A 25,928-nucleotide genomic window follows, 5' to 3' on the forward strand; every position below is an offset into this window, starting at 1 on the left:
CCCCGGCCGCTTCGGAAGGCCCGGTTTCTCCCATTGTGCCGAGGGTAATCCGCGGACCGCCGCCGCCGCGGTGACTTGCGCCCCCACGGTGACGACTTTCGACCCTGCTGCTTGCGGACACGACGGACCACTGTGGAGTCGGAGAACGTCTCCACAGGTGAAGAAGGTCCAGGATGACGACGGGTCCGGAATCCCCGCTCCCCCCGGGGCGGTGCATGGCGCTGTTGCGCTCGGTGCCGACCGGCCGTCTGGTCTACACCGACGGCGCACTGCCGGCGGTGCATCCGGTGACCTTTGCCGCCCCGAACGGCGAGATCGTCGTTCCCACCGGGGACGACGGGTGGTTCGAGCGCTTCGACGGCGGGCTGCTCGCCTTCCATGCCGAGCAGCTCGAGGAGGCGGTCCGGACGGGATGGAGCGTGGTCGCGATCGGCCGCGCCCGGCTCGTGCGGGGCACCGACGGCCTCCTCGGATTCGACGGCGACCACGGTGTGCCGTGGGGCATCGGCCCGACGGATCCGCTCCTCGTCATCGACGTCGAGCACATCAGCGGGCGGCGCACCACGCTGCCGTGGTGGCCCGGAGCGGGCAGCTGATCGTTCTGCGGCCGTCGACCGCCCGGTCCCAGCCGGTGTGAGCGGGCTCACCGTGCGGTACCGTGCTGTCCGGGGATTGGAGGCTGCCGCATGGTCAGGGTCTTTCTCGTCGACGACCACGAGGTGGTCCGCCGTGGCATCGCGGATCTGCTCACCACGGATCCCGACCTGACGATCGCGGGGGAGGCGTCGTCGTACGGCGAGGCCCTCGTCCGGGTTCCGGCCGCGGAACCCGACGTGGCCGTGCTCGACGTCCGGCTCCCGGACGGCAACGGCATCGAGCTGTGCCGGGAGCTGCTCTCACAGATGCCGCAACTGCGCTGCCTGATGCTGACCTCGTTCACCGACGAGCAGGCGATGCTCGACGCGATCCTCGCCGGCGCGAGCGGATACGCGCTCAAGGACATCCGCGGCACCGAGCTGATCCGGGCCGTGCGGGACGTGGGCGCCGGCAAGTCCCTGCTCGACAGCCGCGCCGCGACCACGCTGATGGCGAAGCTGCGCGCCGACACCAGCGGCGGCGACGGCCCGTACGCGAACCTGACCGAGCAGGAGCGGAACCTGCTCGCGCTGCTCGGCGAGGGGCTGACCAACCGTCAGATCGCCGAACGGATGTTCCTGGCCGAGAAGACGGTGAAGAACTACGTGTCGCGGCTGCTGGCCAAGCTCGGTGTGGAGCGCCGCACCCAGGCCGCGGTCCTGGCGACGAAGATGCCACCGAGACGCCCCGGGGGGCGCTGAGCGGTCCCCGGGCCCCGCGCGGCCACGACGGCAGGACGAATCCATGGCGGAGCAGCGGCCCCGGTTCGAGCGGCTGAGTCCGCTCGACGTGGGCAACCTGCGCGTCGAGGACCGCGGGGTGCCGATGCACGTGGCGGCGCTCGTCGTCGTGGACGGGACGCCGCTGTGCGATGCAGCCGGACGGCTCCGCCTGGCGGCGATCCGCGACCACGTCGAGCGCCGCACCCGTCGAGCACCGCGGCTGCGCCAGCGGCTGCACCGGCCGCCGCCGGGTGCCGGACCGCCGGTGTGGGTCGACGACCCGCGCTTCGACATCTCGTACCACGTCCGGACCCGCGCCCTGCCCGCGCCCGGCGACGAGGCAGCCCTGGTGCGCGCGTGCGCGGAACTCGACGAGCCGCGCCTCGACCGGTCGCGGCCACTGTGGGAGATGTGGCTGCTCACCGGTCGCGACGACGAGACGATCGCGCTGCTCGTGCGGCTGCACCATGTGGTCGCCGACGGTATCGCCGCCCTCGAACTGTTCGGCGCGCTCCTCGACACCGCCTCCGTGCCGGCCGACGAGGGGCCGGCCGACGAGGGGCAGGTTCCCGTGCCCACCCCGGTGCAGGTGCCCTCGGTGCACGCCCTCGTCCGCGACAACCTGCGCCGCCGGACCACGGCCGCGCGGCATCGGATCCGGGCGGTGCGGCCGACGGTGGCGGCGCGACGGGCCGCCCTGCGGATGCGGCAGGTGCGCGCGCTCGTGCGGCGCAGCAAGGCCCCGAGGGTACCGTTCGACGGTCCCGTCGGACCACACCGCCGGCTGAGCCTGGTGCGCTGCGACCTCGCCGAGATCCGTCGCGTCGCCCACGCGCACGGAGCGACGGTCAACGACGTCGTACTCGCCGCCGTCGCGGCCGGCGTGCGGCGCCTCCTCGACGCACGCGGCGTACGCGACCCGGACCTGGTGCTGACGGCGTCGGTGGCGGCGTCGTTGCGTACCGCCGAGGACCGGAGCCCGGGAAATCGGGTCGGGATCCTGCTCGTGGCCCTTCCGGTGGGCGCCGGATCGGTCGCCGCCCGCCTCGCGGCGATTGCCCGCGAGACGGCCCGGCTCCGGCGGGAGCCGCCGCTGCAGCCCGGGGGCCGGCTGCTCCAGCGCTGGACGGTGCGGGTCATGCGGCGTCAACGACTGGTGAACCTGTTCGTCAGCAATCTGGTCGGCCCGCCCGTGCCGCTGCACTTCGTCGGTGCCCGCATCCGCGAGATGTTCCAGATCGGGGTGGTGCAGGGCAATGTCGGGCTCGCCGTCGGCGTCCTCTCCTACGCGGGCCGGCTGAATATCGATCTGGTTGCGGACGCGGTGCTCGTTCCCGATCTCGAGATCGTGGCCGAAGGATTCTCCGCCGCCGTCGACGAATTGTGTGCGGCGCCGATTGCGCGCCCCGAAGCGGGACGACCTGCGTGAATTGCGACGCGACGGGCATTGCCACCGCGGTCCGTATTGCGGGAATTCCGCGGAACGTCGTATCTGCCGGATTGTGTCTCGAATTGCAGACGCTCGGAGCCTCCGGTAACAATTGAGCCGGTGCGCGACCCGCACCGCCGTGTACAGCATCAGAAATGGAGTTACCTAATGGACCTCGCTTTCCTCAGCGAATTCTTCGACGCCGTGTCGACGCTCTTCGACGCGCTCGACTTCTTCTCGGGTTCGGCTGAGGCCGCCGGCAGCTCCGAGGCTGCTGCGTAGGCTCGACTCGACGAGCAGGCGGCCTGCGGTTGCACAACCGCAGGCCGCCTTCTTGTGAATTCCCGCGGGTAAATATCTCGATTTCGGAAAACAAACAATCGGTAACGTCGCCGTCGCGGCAGTTTCAGCCGACGTCGCCCTCGGCCAGGGTCACCGGTCGCATGTACTCGGTGATGTATTCACGCACCCACCACGCGCCGGTCTCCCGGCGCTCGCGCCGCGTGGTGTACCGATAACTGAAATACCGGGCCCGCACCCACCGCGGCGGCTCGTCGGGAAACGGATTACGGCGCAGCAACGCCGTCACGTGCTCGTCGTTGGTGAGCAGCTTCTCGAGCAGCCGCCCGAACCAGGACCGCGCGTAGTCGGGGGACAGCGCAGCGAACCACATCAACCAGTCCAGCCGTAGGTGGTACGGCGCGTACTGACGGGGCCGGCGGTGCACGTCGCCGGGCTTGCCCTTGAACTCGTACTCACGCCACACGGTGCCGGGACCGACGTCCCGATCCGAGGTGCCCTCGACGATCACCTCGTGCCGGTGCCGGGTGATGCTGCCGAACGCACCGTAGGTGTTGACGAAGTGCCATCGATTGAACGAGGCGTTCATCGCCTGCCGGTGGGAGAGCATGTTCCGCACCGGCAGGTAGCTCAGCACCGCGACCGCCCCGGTCAGCGCCAGGACCGCGGCCACGAACACCGTCGGTGTCGGCCCGTACCCCGTGCCCGGCTCGAGCGGCAGCAGACGCTCCCACCAGTCGTCGGGGATCACCGACAGCGCCAGCACGATCGCCAGCCAGTTCAGCCAGGAGAAGTTCCCGCTGGCCACCAGCCACAGCTGGGTGACGATCATGATCGACGCCGCGATCCCCGCGATCGGCTGCGGCGCGAACAGGAAGAACGGCACCACCAGCTGGGTGACATGGTTCCCGGCCACCTCGACCCGGTGCAGCGGCTTCGGCAGACGATGGAAGTACCAGCTCAGCGGCCCCGGCATCGGCTGGGTCTCGTGGTGGTAGTACAGGCACGTCAGGTCCCGCCAGCACCGGTCGCCGCGCATCTTGATCAGGCCCGCGCCGAACTCGAGCCGGAACAGCAGCCAGCGGAGCAGGATCAGGCCGAGCAGCGGCGGGGCGGTGTCCGCGTTGCCGAGGAAGATCGCCAGGAATCCGGTCTCGAGCAGCAACGATTCCCAGCCGAACGAGTACCAGACCTGACCGACGTTGACGATCGACAGGTACAGCAGCCACATCAGGAACCAGACGAGCATCGAGGCGATCAGCGGCAGCCGGTCCGTCACCCCGAGGGCCGTCGCGGCGGCCAGGACCGCGCCGAGACCGGCGACCGCCGCGAAGAGACGGTCCGAGTAGCGCAGGTGGAACACGCTCGGGGCACGCCCGAACGACGTCGCGCTCAGGAAGCGGGGGATCGGCGTCAGGCCGGCGGATCCGAGCAGCGCCCGGAACTGATTGAGCGCCACGAGGAACGCGACGAGGTAGACCAGGGCGAGCGCGCGCGTGCACAGCAACCGTCCCAGCGAATACCCCTCGGCGTCGTACCATTCCACGGCAGGTCACCTCGTACCGGTGCGGACCCCTCGAGCATGGCACGCGCACCGCGTTCCGGGTACGGAATCCCCGCGGTGCGAGGCGGCGTCAGCGCAGCGCCGGCGGGTTGTCCAGGTCCCGCGCCGTGTACGTGTCGCACGCCGCGATCTGCCCCGTCGTGTACCCGGCGAGGAACCACTTCTGCCGCTGTTCGGACGAGCCGTGCGTCCAGCCCTCGGGGTTGACCCGCCCGCCGGCGGAGGCCTGGATCCGGTCGTCGCCGACGGCGGAGGCCGCCGACAGGGCGTCGCGGATGTCCTGGTCGCTGAGCGGCTGCAGGAACGGCTCCCCGGTGTTCGGATCCGGCTGCTTGTCGGCGTGGTACGCCCACGCGCCGGCGTAGCAGTCGGCCTGCAGTTCGGTGCGGACCGCCCCGGAGTCGGCGCCACGCGGATCGGCCTGCGCGCGGCCGAGGTCGCCGAGCTGGTTCTGCAGATGGTGACCCACCTCGTGCGCGACGACGTATTCCTGCGCGAGCGGGCCCGCGTTGGCACCGAACCGGGTGACCAGATCCTGGAAGAAGCTGGTGTCGAAGTACGCGGTCCGGTCGGCCGGGCAGTAGAACGGCCCGACGTCGCTCGTGGCGTTGCCGCAGCCCGTCGCGACCGCGCCGGAGAACAGCACGACGTCGGGCCGGACGTACTCGACGCCGGTCTGCCGACCGAGCTGCTGTTCCCACACCGCGTCGAGGCTGCCGACGGTGAACTGGACGCGGCAGTCGACGCTCGCGTTGGCGTCCGCACCCGTCTCGCAGCCCTCGAGGGTGCCCGAACCGTACTGTCCGGACTGCTCCGGGGCGCCGCTGCCGAGCAGGGAACCGGGGTCACCCCCGAACAGCAGTGCCAGGATCAGCACCACGAGGCCGCCGGCGCCACCGCCGATCGCGATCCGCCCGCCGGGGCTGCCCCCGCCGCCGAGCTGGATCCGGCCGCCCTCCATCCGCGCGCCCTCGTTGAACGTCATCGCCGCCTTCGCTTTCTCGTCGCAGGGTGACCGACCGGTTCAGCTTGGCACGGCCGATCGGGTACGGGTGTCCTCGGCGGATATGTGCCTTTCGTAGGATTGCAGCGACGACGTCCCTCGCCAAAGTTGTTTCGAAAGGAATTCCGTGCTGCGCACCCATCTCGCCGGCTCGTTGCGAGCCGAGCACGCCGAGCAGACCGTCACCCTCACCGGCTGGGTGGCCCGGCGCCGCGACCACGGCGGGGTGATCTTCATCGACCTGCGCGACGCGTCGGGCGTGTCGCAGGTCGTCTTCCGCGAGGGCGACGTCCTCGAGCAGGCACACCGTCTGCGCGCCGAGTACTGCATCAAGGTCGTCGGGGTCGTCGAGGTCCGCCCCGAGGGCAACCAGAACTTCGACATCCCCACCGGCGCCGTCGAGGTGAACGCGACGCAGCTCGAGGTGCTCAACGAGGCCGCACCGCTGCCGTTCCAGCTCGACGACCAGGTCGGGGAGGAAGCCCGCCTCAAGTACCGCTACCTGGACCTGCGACGCGAGGGCCCCGGCAAGGCGATCCGGCTCCGCAGCAAGGTCAACGCCGCCGCGCGTGCCGTGCTCGCCCACCACAGCTTCGTGGAGGTCGAGACTCCGACGCTGACGCGCTCCACCCCCGAGGGCGCACGCGACTTCGTGGTGCCGGCCCGGTTGCAGCCCGGCAGCTTCTACGCGCTGCCGCAGTCGCCGCAGCTGTTCAAGCAGCTGCTGATGGCCGGCGGCATCGAGCGCTACTACCAGATCGCCCGCTGCTACCGGGACGAGGACTTCCGCGCCGACCGTCAGCCGGAGTTCACCCAGCTCGACATCGAGATGGCCTTCGTGGGCCAGGACGACGTGATCCTGCTCGCCGAGGAGATCCTGCACGCGCTGTGGCGCCTGATCGGCCACGAGCTGACCACACCGATCCCGCGCATGACCTACGCCGAGGCGATGCGCCGCTTCGGCTCGGACAAGCCCGACCTGCGTTTCGGTCTCGAACTGGTCGAGTGCAAGGAGTTCTTCAAGGACACCACCTTCCGGGTCTTCCAGGCCGAGTACGTCGGTGCGGTCGTCATGCCCGGCGGTGCGAGCCAGCCGCGGCGCCAGCTCGACGCCTGGCAGGAGTGGGCCAAGCAGCGGGGTGCGAAGGGCCTGGCGTACGTACTGGTCGGTGAGGACGGCGAGCTGTCCGGACCGGTCGCGAAGAACCTCACCGACACCGAGCGGGCCGGGCTGGCCGCGCACGTCGGTGCAGCGCCGGGGGACTGCATCTTCTTCGCCGCCGGCCCCACCAAGCCCATGCGTGCGCTGCTCGGTGCCGCGCGCGGCGAGATCGCCCGCAAGCTCGATCTCATCGATCCCGACGACTGGAAGTTCGTGTGGGTCGTCGACGCCCCGTTGTTCGAGCCGGCCGCCGACGCCACCGCGTCCGGCGACGTGGCGCTGGGCACCTCCGCGTGGACCGCGGTGCACCACGCCTTCACCTCGCCGATGCCCGAGCACCTCGACACGTTCGACACCGACCCCGGTTCGGCGCTCGCCTACGCGTACGACATCGTGTGCAACGGTCACGAGATCGGCGGCGGCTCGATCCGTATCCACCGCATGGACGTCCAGCAGCGGGTGTTCAAGGTGATGGGAATCTCCGAGGAGGAGGCGAACGAGAAGTTCGGCTTCCTGCTCGAGGCGTTCAAGTACGGCGCGCCGCCGCACGGCGGCATCGCCTTCGGCTGGGACCGCATCACCGCCCTGCTCGCCGGCGCGGACTCGATCCGCGAGGTCATCGCGTTCCCGAAGTCCGGGGGTGGCGTCGATCCGCTGACCGACGCTCCGGCGCCCATCACCGCCGAACAGCGCAAGGACTCGGGCATCGACTTCAAGCCGGAGCCGAAGCCGGCCGGGAAGTAAGAGGACGGCGGAGCCGTCCCGGTGGCGCCGCCCGGGATCCCCGGGTGGCGCCCCCGGGGCACCGGCCGTCGCCGGACCCGGTGCACCGGGTCACGGGACCGGCATCCGTTCGTGCTGCCCACGCACGTTTCGGTCAAGATGCGGTTCGTGCACGAACTGATCGTCGTCCGAACCGGGTAGATTGTCAGGCGATGACTGCAACATTGGCGGAGCCCATGTCGGAAGTGGTGGAGGCGGCGGAGAAGCTGCTGACCCGGCGCACCGGCGCACCCGTGACCTTGGCCGATCCGGTGGATCTCGGCGGCAGCGGCCGCTCGGTGGTCCTGCGCGTGCGGGTCGCGGCGAACCCGTTCTCCCTGCCGCGCACCCTCGTGCTCAAGCAGGTGCCGCCACGCGCGAACCGGCAGGTGGGTTTCCGCGGTGCCGCCACCGACGACGAGGTCGCGTTCCTCCGGGAGGCGGTGTCCTACCAGTTCGCTACCGCCCTGCCCAAGGACGACCGGCCCGGCGCCGAACTCCTGGCCTACGACTTCGAATCCCGTCTGCTCGTGCTCAGCGATCTCGGCGACGCCACTCCGATCGCGACACTGCTGCGCAGCGACGACACCGACACGGTCACCAACACCCTCATGGCCTTCGCCCAGGCCCTCGGCCGGATGCACGCCGCGACCGTCGGGCGCGACGAGGACTTCGCCGCGCTGCTGCGTCGCGCCGAGGTGGCGCACTTCGCCGACGCCGTCGTCGAGCAGGCCACCGGCGCGCTCCGCGGGGTGCCGGACCGCTTCGCCACCGAGTTCGGGCTCGAGGTGCCGCAGAGCGTAATCGACCGCGCCGAGCGGGCCGCGAAGCTGTTCACCGCCGGCCGGTTCCGGGCGTTCAGTCCCTCGGATCTGTGCCCGGACAACATCGTCGTCGGGGACGAGGGCGTGCAGTTCCTCGACTACGAATGGGGCGGCTTCCGCGACGCCACCCTCGACATCGCCTATGCCCTGACCTCCTTCCCGGCCTGCCTGTGCAAGGCACCGCTCACCCTCGAGCGGGCCCGCGCGATGGCCGACGCGTGGCGCGCCGAGGTGGTGGGCATGTGGCCCTCGCTCGGCTTCGACGAGGTGCTCGCCGAGCGGTTGCTCGACGCACAACTCGCGTGGGTGTGGTTGAGCACCTACCTGTTCGTTCCCGAGGACCCGGCCCGCATCGCTGCGGTGCGTGACCACCATCTGTCCGTGCCGTGGACCGACGCGCTGCGCACCCGCTGGTCGCTGCTCGCCGACTTCGCCGGCGACGCCGGACACGACGACGTCGCCGGGCATGCCCGGGACGTCCTCGACCGGCTCGAGCGGCGCGTCGGCGACTGACCACACCACGCCCGGAGCGCCCCGGCGCGGGAGGCTCGGAGGGCTCCGGAGCGGGACGCTCGAAGGGCTCCGGAGCGGGACGCTCGAAGGGTCACGGAGCGGGACGCTCGAAGGGTCACGGCGCGGGACGCTCGAAGGGTCACGGCGCGGTGCGTGCGCAGATCGCCTCGACGAACCGGCCCACCTCCGACTCGGGCAGATGCACGGCCAGGTCGGCCTCGCTGATCATCCCCACCAGCCGATGCTCCTCGACGACGGGCAGCCTGCGGATGCGGTGTTCCTCCATCACCGTCAGGACCCGGCCGACGTCCGCGTCCGCGTCGACCACGTAGGGCTTGCCGTGGGCGAGCGCACCGGCCGTCATCGAACGCGGGTCGCCGCCCGCTGCCACGCACTCGAGCACGATGTCGCGGTCGGTGATGATGCCGTGGAGCCGATTGTCGTCGCCGCAGATCGGCAACGCGCCGATATCCAGTTCCCGCATCCGCCGGGCCGCGGTCTCGAGGGTGTCGTGTTCACCGATGCAGACCGCGTCACGGTGCATGATGTCGCGTGCGGTGGTCATCACTGCCTCCTCCGTTGAAAACGGTTACTGCCCTTCCATTGTCACGCGCGGCGGCGGGCGGTGGAAGGGGGGAGGGGCCATCGAAGTCACCCGGCGAAGGCGTGCGTCGCCGCGCGGCCGTCCCAGCCGCCCGGCGGCTCGGCCAGCCCGAACAGCGCCGCGACCGTAGGGGCGACGTCGAGGGTGCGGACGGGCTCGGAGACCGTCGAGCCCCGGCGGAGGCTGGCGTGCCCGCCGGCGACGAAGAACGGGATCTCGACGGTCGCGGCGTGACCGTGATTGCCCGGGATCGGATTCGACAGCGGGCTCGGATCGGAGAACCGCCACCCCGCGTCGCACAGCGCGACCAGATCGCCCGCGGCCGCCCCGAGACCCAGATCCGCTCCCGCGTACAACTCGGCCACGCCCGGCACGGCGGAGGTCACCTCCCGCATCCGCGCGACCGCCTCGAGACGGGCCGCCGGATCGCCGACCCAGTACAGCAGGTTCGCGCCACCGTTCTGCGCGGTGCGCACCGAGCCGGCGAGCAGCGGGTCGGCGCCGAGCACGTCGACGAGTCCGATCACCTGGTCCGGCGCCGACCAGTCCATCCCGTGGTCGGCCAGCACCATCAGCACCGAGCGTTCCCACCGCCCTGTCGCGCGCAGGAACTCGACGAACCGCGCCACCTGCTCGTCCGCCGAGCGCAGCGCCGCCGTCCGGGCGAGCCGCAGTGACGCGCCGAGCACGTCCAGGTGCCCGACGCGGTCCACGTCGCCGAGATTGGTGAACGTGAACCGCGGAGACCGCTCGTCCACCACGGAGATCAGCGCGTCGACCGTGAACCGGTCCGGGGCGTGCTCGGTGAGCGGGAGCAGCGGCACCGGATCCCACGCCACCGACGCGCGACCGCCGAACAAGCCGTGCAGGTACCGCTTGGACAGCACGCTCGCCGTCGTCAACCCCAGTTCGCGGGACAACCGGTCGAGCACCGTGGCGGCGCGCAGGTCGGCCGGCCGATCCAGGTCCCGGGTGCGTCCGAGCGCCGGGTCGAAGACCGAATTCGCGGGCACCCCGTTCCGGTGCGGCAGCACACCGGTCATCATCGCCGCATGGTTGGGCAGCGTCTCGGCCACCGGAATCGCCCGGGCCGCGGTGTACCGGGTGCCGGCGTCGGCGAGCGCCACGAGATGCGGCGTGAGACCCGGCGCGAGCTCGTCCGGACGCATCCCGTCGACGACGAGGACGTGCACGTCCGCGTCCGGAACCAGCGCCGACGTGGCCGCCCTCGCCGGTGCCGCGCCGATCAGGGCCGCGCCGGCCAGCACGGCCGTGCCCGCGAGCATCGTGCGCCGGTCGATCGCCCCGGCGGGCCGCCTCACGGCCGGTCCGCCCGGCGGTGCGCACCGGGGTCGAGCGGGCCGGCCGGGGCGAGCCGCGGCGTGCCGGCTGCGACCCGTCGGCTCGTGCCGTACCGCACGCCGGTCCCCGGGTCGGTCGGATCGAGGACGTAGAACCAGTCCATCTGCACCGCGTCGGCGGTCACGTCCAGGATTCCGAAGCCGTGCGAATCCAGCTCGACGTACCCGATGTGGCGATTCGTCGCCTGTACCGCCGCCTCGATCGACGGGGAGACGGTGCGCGGCGCGACGCCGAGCAACTCGTCGATGTTCGCCGAGGTCACCGAGGGCACCACGAGCTCGGTGGCCACGGTGCCTGCGCCCGGATAGTTCGCGGCGTCGACAGGGATGTCGGCGGCCCACGACGAGTGGATGTCGCCGGTGAGGAACACCACGTCCCGGCCGGAGGCGCGAATCGCGTCGAGCAGCCGTCGCCGGTCCGCGGGGTAGCCGTCCCACTGGTCGACGTTGAACGGCGCCCCCGCAGCCGGGATCCCCGCGACGGCGGTCAGCGCCGCCGTGGTCCGCTCGTCCAGCGGCGGCAGCAGCACGGGTGCGATCATCACCGGGTTCCCGACGAGCTGCCATCGCGTGCCCGAACTGGCGACGCCCGCGGTCAGCCACGCCATCTGCTCGGCGCCGGTGATGGTGCGCTCCGGGTCGTCGAGGCGGCGCCCGTTCACCTGCTCGGATCGGTAGCTGCGCAGATCCAGCATCGACAACTCGGCCAGGCTCCCGAACTGCAGCCGCCGGTACAACCGGGGCGCGTCGGTGGTGCCGCCCGGCCGGACGGGCTGCCATTCGAGGTACGCCTGCAGGGCCGCGGCCCGCCGGTCCGCCCAGATTCCCTCGACGGCCGGATCGTGATTCTCCGCGCCGCCGGACCAGGCGTCGTTGGCGCTCTCGTGGTCGTCCCACACCACGATCCACGGCACCAGCGCGTGCAATCGCTGCAGGTCGGGATCGCTCTTGTACTGGCCGTGCCGGATCCGGTAGTCCGCCAGGGTGACGATCTCGTGTCGCGGATCGTGCGGGCGCACCACCCGGTCACCGGCGGCGTACTCGCCCGTGCCGTACTCGTACAGGTAGTCGCCGAGGTGCACGACGGCATCGAGGTCCGGGCGCGCCGCCAGATGCCGGTAGACGCCGAAGAACCCGGCCTCCCAGTTCGAGCACGACACCACCGCGAACCGCAGGCGGTCCGGGTCCGTGTCCGGCCCCGGCGCGGTGCGGGTACGGCCGACGGGGGAGGACACGTCGCCGGCGGTGAACCGGTAGACGTAGGCGGTGTCCGGTTCCAGGCCCGTCGCGTCGACCTTGACGGTGTGGTCGGACACCGGGGACGTGGTCACGGACCCCGAGGCCACCACGTCGCGGAAATCGCCGTCGGTGGCGACCTCCCAGCGGACCGCCGTCGCCGCGCCGAGGCCGGAACCCGGCACGGCGCCCGGGGCGGGGGTCACGCGGGTCCACAGGATCACCCGGTCGGGCAGCGGGTCGCCGGAGGCGACGCCGTGTGCGAACACGGAGTTCTGCGCCGAGGCGGGGGAGGCGCAGACGGCCGCGAGGGCCGCGGCGCCGAGGACGGCGCCGCCCGCGCGCAGCGCGGTCCGTCGCGACACGGCACGAGGTTCGGTGGGGGGCACCGGACGATCAGACCAGCGTGCCCGGCGATGAGCAAGCACCACAGCCGAACGTCCTGAACGTTCACGGTCGGTTCACGGTCCCGTCGGCCCGGACCGCCGTCGGGACGGGACGGTAGCTTCGTGGGGTGAGCACCTTCTTCGGAGCGGAGGAACCCACCGGCCCGGACGCCTTGTTCGAGGCCCCCCGCCCGGCCGAACCCGAACCCGACCCCGCGCAACCGGCGGCGCGTCCGCCCCGCGGCGGCGGACCGAACGCACCGCTCGCCGCCCGCATGCGCCCGGCCGACCTGAGCGAAGTCGTCGGCCAGCAGCACCTGCTCGCCCCCGGCGCGCCGCTGCGCCGCCTCGTCGAGGGCTCCGGCGCCGCGTCCGTCGTGCTCTACGGCCCGCCCGGGACCGGCAAGACCACCCTGGCCTCCCTCATCTCCGGCGCCACCGGTCGACGCTTCGAGGCACTGTCCGCGCTGTCGGCCGGCGTCAAGGACGTGCGGGCCGTGATCGACCTGGCCCGTCGCCGCCTGAGCGCCGGCGAGCAGACCGTGCTCTTCATCGACGAGGTGCACCGCTTCTCCAAGACCCAGCAGGACGCGCTGCTCGCCGCGGTGGAGAACCGGATCGTGCTGCTCGTGGCCGCCACCACCGAGAATCCGTCGTTCTCCGTCGTTGCCCCGCTGCTGTCCCGCTCCCTGGTGCTGCAGCTGCAACCGCTGGGCCCCGACGACATCCGGGCCCTGCTCGAGCGGGCCCGCACCGACGAACGCGGCCTCGGTGGAAGCGTGCAGATCACCGACGACGCGCTCGAGCACCTGGTGCGCCTCGCCGGTGGCGACGCACGCCGCGCGCTGACCGCCCTCGAGGCGGCCGCCGAGACCGCCCTCGACCGCGGCGGTACGGGCGCGACGATCGACCTGCCGACCGTCGAGTCGAGCATCGACAAGGCCGCGGTGCGCTACGACCGCGACGGCGACCAGCACTACGACGTCGCGAGCGCGTTCATCAAGTCGCTGCGCGGCTCCGACGTCGACGCCGCGCTGCACTACCTCGCGCGGATGATCGTCGCGGGGGAGGACCCGCGGTTCATCGCGCGGCGGCTGATGATCCAGGCCAGCGAGGAGGTCGGCATGGCCGATCCGACCGCGCTGCAGACGGCGACCGCGGCCGCGCAGGTCGTGCAGCTCGTCGGCATGCCCGAGGCCCAGCTCGCCCTGGCGCAGGCCACCATCCACATCGCCACCGCACCCAAGTCGGGTGCGGTCACCGCCGCGCTCGGCGCCGCGATCGCCGACGTCAAGGCCGGCCGGTCCGGGTCGGTGCCGGCGCATCTGCGCGACGGCCACTACGCAGGCGCCCAGAAGCTCGGCAACGCCGTCGGCTACCGCTACCCGCACGACCACCCCGACGGCGTGCTGGCACAGCAGTACGCGCCCGACGAACTCGTCGGCGTCGACTACTACACCCCGACCGGCCACGGCGCCGAGCGCGAGCTGGCACAGCGGGTGCCGAAACTCCGACGGATCGTGCGCGGCGCGCGTTAGCGTGATCCGGGCACCGAGGCGAGGAGGCGACCATCGACACGGCGCACGCGGAGTGGGATCCCCGCTCGGAGGCGGTGCAGGCGGATCAGGTCGCCGGGTACGACGCGATGCGGGCCCGCGGGCCGATCGCGTACGACGGTGACCGCAGCTGGACCGTCTTCGGACACGCCGAGGCCGTGCGGATCCTGGACGACCCCGCGACGTTCTCCAATGCCGTGTCCCGGCACCTGCAGATCCCCAACGGACTCGACGGGGAACGGCACCGCGCGTACCGCGCCGTCGTCGACCGCTATTTCACCGCCGAGCGGCTCGCCGCGTTCGAACCGGCCTGCCGCGCCGTCGCCGCCGAACTGGCCGCCGCACTGCCCCGCGGACGCGCGGTCGAGGTGATGTCCGTGCTGGCCGAGCCGTTCGCCGACAACGTCACGTGCGCGTTCATGGGCTGGCCCGATGCGCTGCGGGCGCCGCTGCGGGCGTGGGCGGAGAAGAATCGTCGCGCCACCCGCGCCGGGGACCGGACGGCGCTGTCGACGATCGCCGTCGAGTTCGACGGCCACATCCGCGCCCAGCTCGACGCCCGTCGCGGCGAGCCCGTCACCGATCCCACGGGCGAACTGCTGCACGAAACCGTGGACGGCCGGCCGCTGCGCGACGAGGAGATCGTCTCGATCGTGCGCAACTGGACCGTCGGCGAGCTGTCGACGATCGCCGCGAGCGTCGGCGTGGTCGCCGGCTTCCTGGCGAACCACCCCCAGGTGCAGGACCGGCTGCGGGCGGACCCGACGCTGCTCGTTGCCGCGAGCGACGAGATCCTGCGGATCGACCCGCCGTTCGTCGCCAGCCGCCGCCGGGTAACTGCCGAGCGCCGGGTCGCCGGTTGCCCGCTGCCCGTCGATGCGCGGGTACAGGTGCTGTGGGCGTCGGTGAACCGGGACGGGGCGGTCTTCGGTGACCCCGACGAGTTCCGGCTCGACCGCGACCCCGCCGACAACCTGGTCTACGGCCGGGGCGTGCACTACTGCCCGGGCGCCCCGCTGGCCCGGCTCGAGCTGAGGGTGCTGTTCGAGGAGTTGCTCGGCCGCACCGCGCGGATCATGCCGGCCGACGGGTGCGCCGCCGTGCGCGCCCGCTATCCGATCGGCGGATTCGCGAAGCTGCCGCTGCAGTTCGACTGAGCGCGTACCGCCGGGTGTCAGCCGGTCCGTCGACGGTCGCTGTGCCGCCTCGGGCCGCCGGTCGACAGGGCCGAACGATACTTCGCTCACGCCCGGCGGATGCTCACGGCGGCCGCCGACGTCGGCGCGATAGGCTGAACGATGGCCGATTCGCCGTGTCCGGACGGGCACGGTAGTCCACACCGTCAGACAAAGAGGACCATCGACGTGCAGACCCACGAGATCCGCAGGCGCTTTCTCGACCACTTCGTGAAGGCCGGCCACACCGAGGTGCCCAGCGCGTCGCTGATCCTGGCCGATCCGAACCTGCTGTTCGTCAACGCCGGCATGGTCCCGTTCGTGCCCTACTTCCTCGGCCAGCAGACCCCGCCGTTCAGCACCGCGACCTCGGTGCAGAAGTGCGTGCGCACCCTCGACATCGAGGAGGTGGGCATCACCACCCGGCACAACACGTTCTTCCAGATGGCCGGCAACTTCTCGTTCGGCGACTACTTCAAGGAAGAGGCGATCGGGCACGCGTGGTCGTTGCTGACCGGCTCCGTCGACGACGGCGGCTACGGCATCGATCCCGAGAAGCTCTGGGCGACGGTGTATCTGGACGACGACGAGGCGTACTCGATCTGGCACGACAAGATCGGCGTCCCCGCCGAGCGCATCCAGCGCCGCGGCATGAAGGACAACTACTGGTCCATGGGCATCCCCGGTCCCTGTGGCCCCTGCTCGGAGATCTTCTACGACCGCGGCCCCGAATACGGCGCCCCGGGCGGCCCCGAGGCCGACGAGGACCGCTACATCGAGATCTGGAACCTCGTGTTCATGCAGAACGAGCGCGGGGAGGGCGGGGCCAAGGAGGGCTACCCGATCCTCGGGCCACTGCCGAAGAAGAACATCGACACCGGCATGGGTGTCGAGCGAGTCGCGTTCCTGCTCCAGGGCGTCGAGAACGTCTACGAGACCGACCTGCTGCGCCCGGTCATCGACAAGGCCGCCGAGCTCACCGGCAGCGTCTACGGCGCCGACCATGCCTCGGACGTGCGTTTCCGGGTCATCGCCGACCACGCCCGCACCGCCGCCATGCTCATCGTCGACGGCGTCAACCCCGGCAACGACGGGCGCGGCTACGTCCTGCGCCGCCTGCTGCGCCGAATCGTGCGTTCCGCGCGCCTGCTCGGCGCCGACGCGCCGACGATGGCCGAGTTCATGGCCGTCGTGCGCGACACCATGAGCCCGTCCTATCCGGAGCTGGCGACGGACTTCTCGCGCATCGAGACCGTCGCCGTCGGTGAGGAGACGGCGTTCCTCAAGACCCTGGGCACCGGCAGCAAGCTGTTCGAGGGCGCGGTCGAGTCCGCGAAGGCGCAGGGCAGGTCCGTTCTCGGTGGCACCGAAGCCTTCACTCTGCACGACACCTACGGGTTCCCCATCGACCTGACGCTGGAGATGGCCTCCGAGGCGGGCCTGACCGTCGACGAGGACGGCTTCCGTTCCCTCATGGCCGAGCAGCGTCAGCGCGCCAAGGACGACGCCCGTGCCCGCAAGCACGCCCACGCCGACCTGACCGTCTACAAGGAACTGCTCGACCGCGGCCCCACCGAGTTCACCGGCTTCACCGAGCTGGTGACCGAGGCGACGGTGCTGGCCGTCATCACCGGCGGGGAGCGGCTGCACGCGGCGCAGGCCGGCCAGGACGTCGAGTTGATCCTCGACCGCAGCCCCCTCTACGCCGAGTCCGGCGGACAGATCGCCGACGTCGGCACCATCACCGCCGGCGGCCTGCGCATCAAGGTCAACGACGTCCAGAAGATCGCCAAGCAGCTGTGGGTGCACAAGGTGACCGTGCTCGAGGGCCAGGTCACCGAGGGCGACGCCGTCCTCGTGCAGGTCGACCCGTCCTGGCGCAAGGGCGCCACGCAGGGCCACTCGGGTACCCACCTGGTCCACGCCGCGCTGCGCGAAGTCCTCGGCCCCAACGCCGTGCAGGCGGGTTCGCTGAACAAGCCGGGCTACCTGCGGTTCGACTTCTCCTGGCCCGGTGCGCTCAGCGAGCAGCAGAAGGCCGACATCGAGGCCGTCACCAACGAGGCGGTCGCGGCGAACTACCCGGTCAACACCTTCGTCACGGACCTGGACAAGGCCAAGAAGATGGGTGCGATGGCGCTGTTCGGCGAGAACTACGGCGACGAGGTCCGCGTCGTGGAGATCGGCGGCCCGTTCTCGATGGAGCTGTGCGGTGGCACGCACGTCGAGCACTCCTCCCACGTCGGCACCGTCACCCTGCTCGGCGAGCAGTCCGTCGGCTCGGGTGTGCGCCGTGTCGAGGCATACGTCGGCCTGGACTCGTACCGGCACCTGGCCAAGGAACGGGCCCTGCTCGCCGGTCTGTCCTCGACCCTGAAGGTGCCCTCCGAGGAGGTGCCTGCGCGCGTCGAATCGCTGGTCGAGCGGCTGAAGGCGGCCGAGAAGGAACTCGAACGCACCCGCGCCGCCGCAGTGCTCGCCTCGGCCGGCACGTTCGCCGAGAAGGCACAGCGCACCGGTGATCTGCTCGTCGTCGCCGAGGCGGCCCCCGAGGGCGTGGCCGGCAACGACCTGCGCAGCCTCGCCTCCGACGTCCGCGGCCGGCTCGGCAGCGAGCCCGCCGTGGTGCTGCTGCTCGGTTCGGCCGACGGCAAGGTGCCGTTCGTCGTCGCCACCACCAAGGCCGCGCAGGCCAAGGGCATCAAGGCCGGCGACCTGGTCTCGAGCTTCGGACCGGTCATCGGCGGCCGCGGCGGCGGCAAGCCCGACATGGCACAGGGATCGGGATCCGACCCCGCCGGGATCCCCGCGGCGTTGACCGCGTTCCGCGCCCGGCTCAGCGAGCTGGCCGGCTGATCGTGGCCGACTTCGCCGGTCCCGACCGCCCGGGTGTCGACGATCCCGGCCGCGGCCGCCGCATCGGCATCGATGTCGGAAGTGTCCGGATCGGCGTCGCCTCGTCGGATCCGGACGGGATCCTGGCCACCCCGGTCGAGACCGTGCCGCGCTCGAAGGAACGCGGGCCCGACGCGCCGGATATCCGGCGCATTGTGGACATCGTCACGGAGTACGAGGCCGTGGAGGTTATCGTCGGACTGCCGCAGACCCTGCGCGGGGAGCCCGGCAAGGCCGCGAAACTGGCCCGTGATTTCGCGGGACGGTTGCGCCGGCGGCTGACCGGGATTCCCGTGCGGATGGCCGACGAACGATTCACGACGGTCACTGCGGCGCGGGCCCTCCGCGAGAGCGGAGTCAGTGCGCGCGGTGCGCGGCCGGTGATCGACCAGGCCGCCGCCGTCGCCATCTTGCAGGGTTGGTTGGACGAGCGGAGTGCAGTGGTGAACGTGGCCGAGGACGGCAAGCCGGAGAGCGGACGATGAGCCGGCACGGGAGGCCGGACGACGAGTCCACCGGGGCGAACCACGTCTCCGGGGATCGTCCCGGGTTCGAACCCGCCCAGCAGGACGAGTGGTACCGGCCGCGGCACGGGACGGAGGCTTCGCAGCCGCCGGACCACACCGGGGGCGGGCACCGCTACGAGCCGCCACCGCATCCGGCCGGTGGGCATCCCTACGACGACGCCCCGACCACCGAGCACGTCTACCGGCTCGACGAATACGACCCCGGCGCCCCGTCGCAGCCCGAGCGCCGGCCCTACGGTGGACATCCCGCCGACGAGCCGGGTTCCGAAACCCAGGTCTTCGAGGCCCGGACCTACGAGACCCAGGGCTACGAGCCGCCCGACTACGACCCCCGCGACCACGACGGATACGACCCCGCGCCGGGCGCCTACCGACACGACGACTACGAGCAGCGGCCCGCCTACGACGAGTCGGGCTACGACCAGTTCGGGTACGCCGCGGCCGACGACGATCCGCGCGGCCACACCGAGACGTCCGCGGCGGGACGGGACTGGACCGACTCCGCCGACCGTGCCGCCCCCGAGCCCGTCGGGATGTCCCCGGCCCGCCGGGCCCACGCCCGCTCGGCCCGGGGCCGCCGCACGCGCGGCCGGATCGTCGGGATGCTCGCCGTCGCGGCCGTGCTGGTTCTGCTCCTCGGCGGCGGGTTCTTCGCCTACCAGAAGTTCACCGGCCCCGACCTGCCGCCCGATTACACCGGTGCGGGCGGTCCGGCCGTCGTCGTGCAGGTGCACCCGGGTGACACCGCCGAGCAGATCGGCGCCGCTTTCAAGGAAGCGGACATCGTCGCCAGCTCCGACGCCTTCTACAACGCCGCCGTCCAGAACCCCGGCATGAACTCGTTGCAGCCGGGCTTCTACTCGATCGCCAGCAAGCTTCCCGCCCGCGAGGCCGTCGCCGCGCTGGTCGACCCCGCGAACCGGGTCGGGGCGCTGGTGATCTCCGAGGGCCGGCAGTTGCACGACATCCGCGATGTCAACACCGGTGCCGTGCGCAAGGGGATCTACACGCTCATCGCGGAGGCCAGTTGCCTCGAACGCGACGGGCAACGCACGTGTCTGACCTACGAGGAACTCGACGCCGCGGGTGCGAGCACCGACCTCGCCGCGCTCGGTGTGCCGGAATGGGCGCGGGCCGCCGTCGCGAACGTGCCCGACCGCAGCCGGCAGCTCGAGGGACTCATCGCGGCGGGGCGCTGGGACTTCGATCCCGGCGCCGGGGCAGCGGACATACTCCGGTACCTCGTCTCCACCAGCGCCGAGCGCTACGACGAGACGGGTATCACCCAGGCTGCGGCGAAGGTGGGACTGACGCCGTACGAGATGCTCGTCGCCGCGTCCCTCGTGGAACGCGAGGCGCTGCCGGACGACTTCTCGAAGGTCGCCCGGGTGATCCTCAACCGGCTCGAGATCGGGCAGCCGTTGCAGTTCGACTCGACGGTCAACTACGCCCTCGACGAAACCGAGCTGGCGACCACCGATGCCGACCGGGCGCAGGTCACCCCCTGGAACACGTACGCGAGCCCGGGACTGCCCGCCACCCCGATCTCGTCGCCGAGCATCGAGGCGCTGCAGGCCGTGGAGAACCCGGAGGCGGGGAACTGGACGTACTTCGTGACCATCGACGCTCAGGGCACGACCCTGTTCGCCGACAACTACGACGAACACCTGACGAATACGCAGCAGGCGCTGGACAGCGGAATCCTCGACAGTGGCAGATGACGACAGTGGCAGATGACATCGTGACCGGCGCCCGCAGGGCCGCGGTCCTCGGCAGCCCCATCGCGCATTCGAAGTCCCCGTTGCTTCACCTGGCTGCCTACCGGGCACTGGGTCTGACGGACTGGACCTACGAGCGCATCGAATGCACGGGCGAGGAGTTGCCGGCCCTCGTGTCGGGACTCGGCCCCGAGTGGGTCGGGGTGTCGGTGACGATGCCCGGCAAGTTCGCGGCCCTCGAGTTCGCGACCGAGCGCACCGACCGGGCGGTGCTGATCGGCTCGGCGAATACCCTGGTGCGGACCGCGGACGGCTGGCGGGCCGACTGTACCGACGTCGACGGCGTCACCGGCGCGCTGCGCGCCGCCGGCGTCGGGGATCTGGCCGGCGCTTCGGCGGTGGTGGTCGGGGCCGGGGGGACCGCGCGGCCGGCCCTGGTGGGGCTCGCCGAGCTCGGGGTCACCTCGGTGACCGTCGTCGCCCGCAACGAGGTCCGGGCCGCCGAGACGTTCGACTGCGCCGAGGCGGTGGGTATGAAGCCGCGTTGGTTGCCGTTCGACGCCCCGGAACTCGCGGACGTGTGCGCCGGCGCTGGTGCGCTCGTGAGCACCGTGCCGGCGGCCGCGGCGGCGCCCTACGCGCAGCAGCTCGGCCGCGCACCGTTCGTCCTCGACGCGATCTACGACCCGTGGCCCACCCCGCTCGCCGAGGCCGCCACGGCGCATGGATCCGTCGTGGTGGGCGGCCTGCAGATGCTGCTGCATCAGGCATTCGGCCAGGTCGAGCAGTTCACCGGTCGTCCTGCACCGAAGGCGGAGATGGCCGCGGCCCTCGCCGGTTGACGACGCGGCGGGTTCGGCTCCGGCCGGCACCGGCGACGGTCGTCGCATCCGGGGTGATCGATGGAGCGGGGGTCGATGCAGTACTGAGGAACGACTGCATCGACGCCACCCGCGCGACGCCGCGGATCGTGCGACGGGACGGATCGCCGTCGCACGACCCGGTGCCGGGCGCGGTCAGTAGTAGTCGGCCCGGGGGTTCCACGTCGAGATCGCCCAGATGACCACGACGTCCAAGGCGATGATCAGGATCGACCACCACGGGTAGTACGGCAACCACAGGAAATTCGCCAGAATGGACAGCGCGGCGATGATGATGGCCGCCACCCGTGCCCACGTCGCGCCGGTGATCAGCGCGATGCCGACGACGACGATCACGACACCCATGACGATGTGGATCCATCCCCAGGTCGTGAGATCGAACTTGAAAGTGTACTCCTGGCCCTGGACGATCACTTCGTCCTCGGCGACCGCCGCAATCCCCTGGAAGAACTGCAGGACTCCGATCGTGGCCATGATGACCGCGGCTCCGATCGACGTCCCCGCCGCGACGGCCTGTTTCGTGGACATGGGTTCCGGTTCGACATGCACGTTGTGTGACACGGTCGTCTCCCTCTCCGAACGGATCTGACGGGTCGAGTGTGCGCCGGGTTGCACAGGTCCAGCAGGGACTTTCGTCCCATTCTCGGTATCGGCGCGGTCACGCACCCCTCGCGCTCCTTCTTTCGGCGACGAGGCGGGAGCAATCCGGTTGCCTGCCCGAAGACAGCCTGCCCGAAAACCGGATGCGCGCAGACATGTGCGAGCTATCGTCGAACATGCAGTGGACCGGTTCTCCGTTCCCCGGTCGGCGTCGCCACCATGCGGGTGTGGCGCCGTGAAACCGCCCGAACTGCTGCCGAAGACCGATCCCGTCGCTGAAACGAGGCACCCGGTGACCGATTCCGACATCGACGAGATGGGTCCGGTCGACTATCTCGTCATCGAGTTCCCCGCCGACCGTCCGCCCGACGGGTCGGCGCTGCCCCTGCTGCGCGATCTCGTCGAGCGCGGCATCGTCCGAGTGCTGGACCTGGCGTTCGTCCGGAAGGATCCGGACGGCTCCGTCGCCGGGATCGACATCGCCGACGTCGGGCTCGAGGGCGAGGTCGATGTCACGCTGTTCGCGGAGGCCGCCTCCGGTCTGCTCGACGACACCGACTTCGCCGAAGCCGGCGCCGCACTCGAGCCGGGCTGTTCGGCGGCTGTGCTCGTGTACGAGAACACGTGGGCAGCACCCTTTGCTCGCGCTCTGCGCCGCAACGGCGCCCAGCTCGTCGCGTCGGGCCGGATTCCCGTGCAGAGTATCCTGTCGTCCCTGGATCAGATCGAGTCCGAAAGCTGAGAACAGCCAGAGGGATTCGGCTAAGTCGATCCTTCGAGTATGCAGAGGAGTGCGTCATGCCCGGACTGCTGCGGGGCGTCGCCCGAACGGCCGTGGTGGCGGGAACCGCCACCGCCGTCTCCAACCGTGTATCCCGGCGACAGGGTCAGCGCTGGGCGGGGCAGGAGCAAGCGCAATACGAACGCTACGAGCAGTATCCGCCTGAACCCGCACCGCCGCCGGCCGCCCCGGCCGGCCAGGGAGGGACGGACCGGATCGCCGCATTGAAGGACCTCGCCGAGCTGAAGGCGCAGGGCGTGCTCACCGAGGCCGAGTTCGAAGCCGAGAAGGCCCGAATCCTGGCTTCCTGACCAGCCGACGGCACGCCCGACCGCGGTGAATCATCCTGCGGGCGGGCGTGTCCCGGCGCCTTCGGGCCCCACATGCTCGAAGTCTCGGTCATCCGCTTCCCGAGTCGTACGTGCGGCCGGATCGTAGGTGCACGATCGTGATTCGCTGTCAGCGGTTATGGACACGCTGCGGTGCCACTGCGGCCGCGACGGGGATGGGGGCCGTCGGCGCCGAACGTCGGCGTCGCCGCAGTACCTTCTCGCCTTCGATGACGACCGGAACGAGGAGCGACCAACCCACGCAGGCGAGCCACTGGCCGCCGGTCAGTGAGGTGGTCATCAGCAGATCCTGGAGGAAGCCGGCCTCGACGGCGAACACCGTGACGACGACGGGGATGGACAGGATTCCGAGCGCCCTCAGGACCGGAGCGGTCATCCCCGAGTCCGGGTCCCGGCGCAGGGCGAGTCCGCTCAGGATGGAACCGAACGACAAGACCACGAATGCGGTCGTCATCGGGACGTTGGCCGCGGTGGGGCTCATCTCGCCGGGAGCGAGGAGCATCGCAGCGAGGGTGACGGCGAACTGCAGGATGCCATATGCCAGCCACTGCAGTAGCGCCGTGCGGTTCGCGATCGGCACCCCGGGGTCGCGGGGCGTTTTGGTCATCAGGTTCGGCGGTGGCGGGTCGAGCATGATGACCGCAACCGGAAAGAGGGTGATGAAGAAGTGCTGGAACAGCACCATCAGCGGCGTGAGCGCGACGCCGTCGTTGATGTCGAAGATGCTCGCGACGAGGAACAGCAGGACGAGTGAGAACAGCTTGGACATCTGGTAGCGGATGTAGGACACGATCTTGTCGTAGATGCTGCGGCCCAACCTGATCGCGGTGATCAACGTCCCGAAGTTGTCGTCCGTGAGCACCATCTTGCCGGCCTGCTTGGTGACCTCGCTGCCCGAGCCCATGGCCACCCCGATGTCGGCCTTCTTCAGGGCCGCGGCGTCGTTGACGGCATCGCCGGTCATGGCCACCACCGCGCCGCTCCGCTGCATGAGGTCGGCCAGCCGCAGCTTGTCCTGCGGAGTGACGCGGCCGAAGACGTGCAGGTTCGGCAACGCTGCCGTCAGTTCCTCGTCCGACATGGCGTGCAGTTCGGCCCCGCCGATCGCGCCCGGCCCGAGACCGAGTTCGGCACCGATCGCCGACGCTGTGATCGCGTGGTCGCCGGTGATCATGCGGACCTCGATGCCGGCCGCTCGCGCGGTGCGGACCGAGTCGACGGCCTCCGGGCGAAGCGGATCGATGATGCCGACCATCCCGACGAAGATGAGCTCACCGACGAACGACATCGGGTCGGCCTGCACCGCCTCTTCCCGACCGTCGAGCAGGCGGACCGCGAACGCCAGCACGCGCAACCCCTGCTCCGAGAGAGTTCGGTTGGCCGCGGCCAGGTCGTCGCGGACCTCCTCGATCGGTACCTCCCGACGGCCCGGCTGGTAGGCGCTGGTGCAGCGGGCGAGGACGACATCGGGTCCACCCTTGACGAGTTCCACGAATCGGGTGGTGCCGTCGACCGGTAGGTGGTGGAACGTCGCCATGAACTTGTAAGCGGAGTCGAACGGCACCTCCGCGACCCGCGGATACGTCCGCCGGGTCAGCGGAGCGTCGATCCCGATCTTCGCGGCGAGCACCACGAGCGCGGCCTCGGTGGGATCGCCGACGATGTCGCCGGTGTCGGAGACGGTGGCGTCGCTGTCCAGGCACAGGCCGTACGCGAGCAGGGTGAAGTCCGGAATCTCCAGGCCCGCAGCCTGGGCAATCCTCCCCGTCTTGTCGTAGCCCTCGCCGTCCACGGTGTACCAGCGGCCGTGGAAGTACAGGGACCGGACGGTCATCTGGTTCATGGTCAAGGTGCCGGTCTTGTCCGAGTTGATCGCGCTGGTGGCACCGAGTGTCTCGACGTCGGTGAGGTTCTTCACGACGGCCTTGGCGTCCGCCAGCTGACGGGCTCCGAAAGCGAGCATGGCCTGAACGAATGTGGGCAGACCGGTGGGGATGGCGGACACCCCCATGGAGATGCCCAGCAGCAACAGCGTCGCCAGTTCCTGCCCCCGGACCAACCCGATGATCACGATGATCGCGACCGCAGCCCACGCAATGATCCCGAGAATCTTGGTCAGCGAGTCCAGCTCGCGCTGAAGGGGCGACTTGCTCGGTGCGACGGCGGACAGCATCGACGCGATCCGGCCCATCTCCGTGTGCATGCCGGTTTCCGTGACGATCATCGTGGCGGTGCCCCGGGTGACCGACGTGTTCTGGAAGACCATGTTGCTGCGGTCGCCGAGGGCGACATCGGCGGTGTCGAGCGTGTGTGGGTCCTTCGGGACGGGGGTGCTTTCACCCGTCAGCGCCGCCTCCTGCGTCTCGAGGGTGGCCGTCGTGAGCAGCCGGCCGTCGGCGGGCACGATGTCGCCCGCCTCCACTTGCACGATGTCGCCCGGGACGAGATCGGTGGCGGCGAGCTGAACCAGGATGCCGTCACGGATCACGCGCGTCTGCGGCGTCTGCATTCTTGCGAGCGCATCGACGCTGGCACGAGCCTTCAGTTCCTGTTGCGTGCCCAGCACGATGTTGAGTCCGACGAGCACCACGACCACGATCGCCGTCGGTACCTCACCGATGACGATGCTGACGACGGCGACCGCGACCAGCATCAGGTTCATCGGATCTTCGAGCTGCCGAAGCGCGATCGCCCACATCGACGGTCCGGGCTCGGAGGCGATCTCGTTGAGGCCGTACCGGCGGCGGCGGGCACCGGCTTCTCCCGCGGTCAACCCCGAGTGCCGATCCGAGTTCAGCACCGCGACAACGGTATCCGGCTCCTGGACGTGCCAGGTGTTCCGCTCGGCCTGCACGTCGTCGGTGTCGGTGGGATGCCCCTGATCCGGGGGGTGTTCGGTGAGAGCCATGATCGCTTCTCCTCGCCGGAGACGACTCGTCGGAG

General features: G+C 70.8%; 20 protein-coding genes. 13 read left to right on the forward strand and 7 right to left on the reverse strand.

The genetic code is table 11. The annotated features are described in order from the left end of the window. Positions 1 to 173: 173 nt before the first annotated feature. The 3 genes from LZP97_RS06855 (at position 174) to LZP97_RS06865 (ending at position 2,787) form a co-directional block, all read left to right on the forward strand. Positions 174 to 596 carry a pyridoxamine 5'-phosphate oxidase family protein gene (locus LZP97_RS06855; RefSeq protein ID WP_010595183.1) on the forward strand — a complete coding sequence of 141 codons (423 nt, stop codon included), beginning with the start codon at positions 174 to 176 and terminating at the stop codon, positions 594 to 596. 90 nt (positions 597 to 686) lie between these two features. Further along, positions 687 to 1,337, forward strand: a complete 651-nt coding sequence (locus LZP97_RS06860) for a response regulator (protein WP_017681677.1) — start codon at positions 687 to 689, stop codon at positions 1,335 to 1,337. Between the two features lie 43 nt (positions 1,338 to 1,380). Next, complete coding sequence (locus LZP97_RS06865) at positions 1,381 to 2,787, forward strand: wax ester/triacylglycerol synthase family O-acyltransferase (protein ID WP_017681676.1); 1,407 nt, start codon at positions 1,381 to 1,383, stop codon at positions 2,785 to 2,787. A gap of 406 nt (positions 2,788 to 3,193) precedes the next feature. On the opposite strand, the gene LZP97_RS06870 is transcribed toward LZP97_RS06865, so the two are convergent. Next, positions 3,194 to 4,633 (reverse strand): lipase maturation factor family protein, encoded by a 1,440-nt coding sequence (locus tag LZP97_RS06870; RefSeq protein WP_017681674.1) that lies wholly within the window; start codon positions 4,631 to 4,633, stop codon positions 3,194 to 3,196. 88 nt (positions 4,634 to 4,721) lie between these two features. Next, on the reverse strand, positions 4,722 to 5,636 hold the full coding sequence (gene ypfJ, locus LZP97_RS06875; protein ID WP_010595179.1) for a KPN_02809 family neutral zinc metallopeptidase: 915 nt from the start codon (positions 5,634 to 5,636) through the stop codon (positions 4,722 to 4,724). A 145-nt stretch (positions 5,637 to 5,781) separates the two neighbouring features. On the opposite strand from ypfJ, the gene aspS reads away from it, so the two are divergent. Further along, positions 5,782 to 7,560, forward strand: coding sequence for an aspartate--tRNA ligase (gene aspS / locus LZP97_RS06880; RefSeq protein WP_010595178.1), 1,779 nt, complete (start codon positions 5,782 to 5,784; stop codon positions 7,558 to 7,560). Between the two features lie 215 nt (positions 7,561 to 7,775). Continuing rightward, on the forward strand, positions 7,776 to 8,915 hold the full coding sequence (locus tag LZP97_RS06885; RefSeq protein WP_082170410.1) for a kinase: 1,140 nt from the start codon (positions 7,776 to 7,778) through the stop codon (positions 8,913 to 8,915). 139 nt (positions 8,916 to 9,054) lie between these two features. Here LZP97_RS06885 and LZP97_RS06890 read toward each other — a convergent pair whose 3' ends face one another. From LZP97_RS06890 to LZP97_RS06900, 3 genes are all read right to left on the reverse strand, one after another. After that, positions 9,055 to 9,480: a CBS domain-containing protein gene (locus LZP97_RS06890; RefSeq protein WP_010595175.1), complete on the reverse strand. Its 426-nt coding sequence runs from the start codon at positions 9,478 to 9,480 to the stop codon at positions 9,055 to 9,057. 86 nt (positions 9,481 to 9,566) lie between these two features. Continuing rightward, the gene (locus tag LZP97_RS06895) at positions 9,567 to 10,841 is read right to left on the reverse strand and encodes an alkaline phosphatase family protein (RefSeq protein ID WP_082170409.1); all 1,275 of its coding nucleotides are present in this window, start codon (positions 10,839 to 10,841) and stop codon (positions 9,567 to 9,569) included. Next, on the reverse strand, positions 10,838 to 12,481 hold the full coding sequence (locus LZP97_RS06900) for an alkaline phosphatase D family protein (protein WP_082170408.1): 1,644 nt from the start codon (positions 12,479 to 12,481) through the stop codon (positions 10,838 to 10,840). Before LZP97_RS06900 ends, LZP97_RS06895 begins: the two co-directional genes overlap by 4 nt. Positions 12,482 to 12,630: 149 nt before the next feature. On the opposite strand from LZP97_RS06900, the gene LZP97_RS06905 reads away from it, so the two are divergent. The 6 genes from LZP97_RS06905 (at position 12,631) to LZP97_RS06930 (ending at position 21,215) form a co-directional block, all read left to right on the forward strand. Continuing rightward, positions 12,631 to 14,040, forward strand: coding sequence for a replication-associated recombination protein A (locus tag LZP97_RS06905; RefSeq protein WP_010595172.1), 1,410 nt, complete (start codon positions 12,631 to 12,633; stop codon positions 14,038 to 14,040). A gap of 74 nt (positions 14,041 to 14,114) precedes the next feature. Then, positions 14,115 to 15,215 carry a cytochrome P450 gene (locus tag LZP97_RS06910; RefSeq protein ID WP_172603565.1) on the forward strand — a complete coding sequence of 367 codons (1,101 nt, stop codon included), beginning with the start codon at positions 14,115 to 14,117 and terminating at the stop codon, positions 15,213 to 15,215. 207 nt (positions 15,216 to 15,422) lie between these two features. Then, positions 15,423 to 18,089, forward strand: a complete 2,667-nt coding sequence (alaS, locus tag LZP97_RS06915; RefSeq protein ID WP_010595169.1) for an alanine--tRNA ligase — start codon at positions 15,423 to 15,425, stop codon at positions 18,087 to 18,089. After that, positions 18,089 to 18,613 (forward strand): Holliday junction resolvase RuvX, encoded by a 525-nt coding sequence (gene ruvX / locus LZP97_RS06920; protein ID WP_174557569.1) that lies wholly within the window; start codon positions 18,089 to 18,091, stop codon positions 18,611 to 18,613. Before alaS ends, ruvX begins: the two co-directional genes overlap by 1 nt. Then, positions 18,610 to 20,376 carry an endolytic transglycosylase MltG gene (locus tag LZP97_RS06925; RefSeq protein WP_048773561.1) on the forward strand — a complete coding sequence of 589 codons (1,767 nt, stop codon included), beginning with the start codon at positions 18,610 to 18,612 and terminating at the stop codon, positions 20,374 to 20,376. Before ruvX ends, LZP97_RS06925 begins: the two co-directional genes overlap by 4 nt. Further along, positions 20,373 to 21,215 carry a shikimate dehydrogenase gene (locus tag LZP97_RS06930; protein WP_048773559.1) on the forward strand — a complete coding sequence of 281 codons (843 nt, stop codon included), beginning with the start codon at positions 20,373 to 20,375 and terminating at the stop codon, positions 21,213 to 21,215. The genes LZP97_RS06925 and LZP97_RS06930 overlap by 4 nt, the downstream gene beginning before the upstream one ends. A gap of 174 nt (positions 21,216 to 21,389) precedes the next feature. Here LZP97_RS06930 and LZP97_RS06935 read toward each other — a convergent pair whose 3' ends face one another. After that, positions 21,390 to 21,782 carry a DUF7144 family membrane protein gene (locus LZP97_RS06935; RefSeq protein ID WP_225222415.1) on the reverse strand — a complete coding sequence of 131 codons (393 nt, stop codon included), beginning with the start codon at positions 21,780 to 21,782 and terminating at the stop codon, positions 21,390 to 21,392. A gap of 364 nt (positions 21,783 to 22,146) precedes the next feature. Between LZP97_RS06935 and LZP97_RS06940 the strand changes: the two genes are divergently transcribed. Further along, positions 22,147 to 22,596, forward strand: a complete 450-nt coding sequence (locus tag LZP97_RS06940) for a DUF6325 family protein (RefSeq protein ID WP_048773557.1) — start codon at positions 22,147 to 22,149, stop codon at positions 22,594 to 22,596. A 56-nt stretch (positions 22,597 to 22,652) separates the two neighbouring features. After that, on the forward strand, positions 22,653 to 22,946 hold the full coding sequence (locus LZP97_RS06945) for an SHOCT domain-containing protein (protein ID WP_040271286.1): 294 nt from the start codon (positions 22,653 to 22,655) through the stop codon (positions 22,944 to 22,946). A 148-nt stretch (positions 22,947 to 23,094) separates the two neighbouring features. Here LZP97_RS06945 and LZP97_RS06950 read toward each other — a convergent pair whose 3' ends face one another. Then, complete coding sequence (locus tag LZP97_RS06950; protein WP_048773555.1) at positions 23,095 to 25,893, reverse strand: cation-translocating P-type ATPase; 2,799 nt, start codon at positions 25,891 to 25,893, stop codon at positions 23,095 to 23,097. Positions 25,894 to 25,928 lie beyond the last annotated feature (35 nt).

The sequence above is a fragment of the Rhodococcus sp. DMF-1 genome, assembly GCF_021441945.1.
In the GTDB taxonomy this organism is placed as follows: Bacteria; Actinomycetota; Actinomycetes; order Mycobacteriales; family Mycobacteriaceae; genus Rhodococcus; species Rhodococcus ruber.

Excerpts from the sequence above, each read along its gene's own strand:
- LZP97_RS06855 (WP_010595183.1), top strand. The coding sequence starts at position 174 with ATGACGACGGGTCCGGAATCCCCGCTCCCCCCGGGGCGGTGCATGGCG.
- LZP97_RS06860 (WP_017681677.1), top strand. The coding sequence starts at position 687 with ATGGTCAGGGTCTTTCTCGTCGACGACCACGAGGTGGTCCGCCGTGGC.
- LZP97_RS06865 (WP_017681676.1), top strand. The coding sequence starts at position 1,381 with ATGGCGGAGCAGCGGCCCCGGTTCGAGCGGCTGAGTCCGCTCGACGTG.
- ypfJ (WP_010595179.1), bottom strand. The coding sequence starts at position 5,636 with ATGACGTTCAACGAGGGCGCGCGGATGGAGGGCGGCCGGATCCAGCTC.
- LZP97_RS06885 (WP_082170410.1), top strand. The coding sequence starts at position 7,776 with ATGTCGGAAGTGGTGGAGGCGGCGGAGAAGCTGCTGACCCGGCGCACC.
- LZP97_RS06890 (WP_010595175.1), bottom strand. The coding sequence starts at position 9,480 with ATGACCACCGCACGCGACATCATGCACCGTGACGCGGTCTGCATCGGT.
- LZP97_RS06925 (WP_048773561.1), top strand. The coding sequence starts at position 18,610 with ATGAGCCGGCACGGGAGGCCGGACGACGAGTCCACCGGGGCGAACCAC.
- LZP97_RS06930 (WP_048773559.1), top strand. The coding sequence starts at position 20,373 with ATGACGACAGTGGCAGATGACATCGTGACCGGCGCCCGCAGGGCCGCG.
- LZP97_RS06935 (WP_225222415.1), bottom strand. The coding sequence starts at position 21,782 with ATGTCCACGAAACAGGCCGTCGCGGCGGGGACGTCGATCGGAGCCGCG.
- LZP97_RS06945 (WP_040271286.1), top strand. The coding sequence starts at position 22,653 with ATGCCCGGACTGCTGCGGGGCGTCGCCCGAACGGCCGTGGTGGCGGGA.
- LZP97_RS06950 (WP_048773555.1), bottom strand. The coding sequence starts at position 25,893 with ATGGCTCTCACCGAACACCCCCCGGATCAGGGGCATCCCACCGACACC.